2 protein-coding genes are annotated in these 779 nt (G+C 66.4%); both read left to right on the top strand.

Annotated features, from left to right (window positions below; translation table 11 throughout):
- The first annotated feature begins 12 nt into the window (after positions 1-12).
- Entirely contained in the window at positions 13-93 is an 81-nt protein-coding gene (locus F6Q13_RS20370) for an SDR family oxidoreductase (protein WP_367141368.1), read from the top strand.
- Positions 94-390: 297 nt separating this feature from the next.
- Positions 391-591 (top strand): hypothetical protein, encoded by a 201-nt coding sequence (locus F6Q13_RS18405; RefSeq protein WP_367141367.1) that lies wholly within the window; start codon positions 391-393, stop codon positions 589-591.
- Positions 592-779 lie beyond the last annotated feature (188 nt).

Below are 779 nucleotides of genomic sequence, written 5' to 3'. Positions count from 1 at the left end.
TTCGCCGGGCCGGTGGCGTTCCTGCTCTCCGACGCCGCGCGTTTCATCACCGGTCAGATCCTGGTTGTCGACGGTGGCGGCTACCTGCACTGACCTCGGAACCGACGAGAGGGAACAACGATGCAACACGAACAGCTCATCGAGTGCCTCGCCGAGGTCGCGCTTCGGGTCCCGGCAGCGGGTCTGTGCCCGTAGTCGTGCGGGTCGCCGACAACACCGATCGCCTCGTTTCACTGACGATCCGGGAAGGCTCGACGTTGCCGCTCACCCGGTCCGCGCAGGGCTTGCTCTTCCTCGCTTACTCGGCCCGCCGCCCGGGAAACGCTGCCGCTCCACGAGCGGCCGGTCGACGATACGCGGCCCGCAGGCATCCGCGAGCAAGGAGTCTGCATGTCTGCGGACGTGTTGCCGGGGATCGCCGTAGTCGCCGCGCCGATCCTGCAGGCCGACGAGATCCTTGGCACCGTCGGCCTAGTCTGCCAACGGGTCACCCTGGATCCCGACGACCTGACCTCGAGGCACACCCAGCGACTGCGCGACACCGCAACCGAAATCGCCCATCAGCTCGGCAGCACAAGCTGGGGTGGATAGCGAAAAGTTTTGTTCGACAAAAGGATAACGTAGATGCCCGGGGGCCAGAATCCGGTCGTGCGTGCGGTTTTGGGTGCCGGGAGGACCTGCCGGTGCGCCGCAGGGCGCGGCCCGAAGCCAACCCGAGCTCATGCCGGGATAGTTTTCCAGGCGCTGTGCGCCGCCGTGGGATAAGAAAATGGGCCCAC

The organism is Mycobacterium sp., assembly GCF_008709575.1.
Taxonomy (GTDB): domain Bacteria; phylum Actinomycetota; class Actinomycetes; order Mycobacteriales; family Mycobacteriaceae; genus Mycobacterium.
This window is presented reverse-complemented; position numbering and strand designations above follow the sequence as displayed.